This is a genomic window from Kitasatospora sp. A2-31, from assembly GCF_022288725.1.
Classification (GTDB): domain Bacteria; phylum Actinomycetota; class Actinomycetes; order Streptomycetales; family Streptomycetaceae; genus Kitasatospora.
The window spans coordinates 1-1,307 of sequence record NZ_JAKNTA010000208.1; the positions used below are offsets into that span (position 1 = coordinate 1).

The window sequence follows — 1,307 nt, forward strand, 5'->3', positions numbered from 1 at the left end:
CCCCCGCCGCGCCGCGGCACGAGGAGCACCGCCGCACGAAGCACCGCGGCACCGGCCCCCGAGCACCCGCCCGGGGGCCGGTGGCGTTCCGGCCCGGGGGCCGGTGGCGTTGCCGCCCGGGGGCCGGTGTCGTTCCCGCCCGGCGCCGGGCGGCAGCGGCTAGCGTGACCGGTGGGCCGGCCCACCACGGAAGGAACCAGTCGATGGAGATCCTGGCGTACGGCGTCCAGACCGACGAGCGGCCGCTGCTGGAGCGGGCCTTCGCCGGGCGGCACGAACTGCGCTGCCTGGACGTCTTCCTCAACCGCGACACCGCCCCGCTGGCCAGCGGCCACCCGGTCGTCAGCAGCAGCGTCAACGCCGTGCTCGACGCCGGGACGCTCACCGTGCTGGCCGCCGGCGGCACGAAGCTGATCGCCCAGCGCTCCACCGGCTTCAACAACATCGACCTGGACGCCGCCGCCGAGCTCGGCCTCACCGTCGCGCGGGTCTCCCACTACAGTCCCCACGCGGTCGCCGAACACGCCTGGGCGCTGGCGCTGGCGGTGAACCGGCGGCTCACCCGCGCCGCCGTCCGCACCCGCGAGTTCGACTTCCGGCTGGACGGCCTGCTCGGCCGCGACGTCCACGGCATGACGGTCGGCGTGATCGGCACCGGCAAGATCGGCACCTGCTTCGCCCGGATCGCCACCGGCTTCGGCACCGAACTGCTCGGCTGGGACATCGCCCCGAACCCGGACTGCCTGGAGCTCGGCATGGCCTACACCGAGCTGCCCGACCTCCTCGGCCGCTCCGACCTGATCAGCCTGCACGTCCCCCTGGTGCCGGCCACCCACCACCTGATCGACGCGGCCGCGCTGGCCCGGATGAAGGACGACGCCATCCTGGTCAACTCCAGCCGCGGCGGCCTCGTGGACAGCGCCGCCCTGGTGGAGACGCTGCGCGCCGGGCGGCTCTCCGGCGTCGGCCTGGACGTCTACGAGGAGGAGACCGGCGTCTTCTTCACCGACCGCTCCATCCACGGCATCACCGACGACACCCTCGCCCGCCTGGTCACCTTCCCCCATGTCCTGGTCACCAGCCACCAGGCCTACTTCACCGGGACCGCCGTCGGCCAGATCATCGACGCCACCGCCCGCAACGTCGACGACTTCGCCGCCGGCCGCCGCAACGAGAACACCCTCGTGCCGAGGAGCTGACCCCGCGAGAGGACGGCCCGTCGTGGGTTCCCCGGGCGGGGTCAGCAGACCGGAGTGGCGTTCCAGTGCTGGCGGAAGCGGCGCCGGGCCCGGTGCAGGCGGGAGCGG

1 protein-coding gene is annotated in these 1,307 nt (G+C 74.3%); it reads left to right on the forward strand.

Annotated elements, in window-relative coordinates; translation table 11 throughout:
- Positions 1–203: 203 nt before the first annotated feature.
- Positions 204–1,199: a 2-hydroxyacid dehydrogenase gene (locus MCM47_RS40935; protein ID WP_238864480.1), complete on the forward strand. Its 996-nt coding sequence runs from the start codon at positions 204–206 to the stop codon at positions 1,197–1,199.
- The last annotated feature ends 108 nt before the right edge of the window (positions 1,200–1,307 follow it).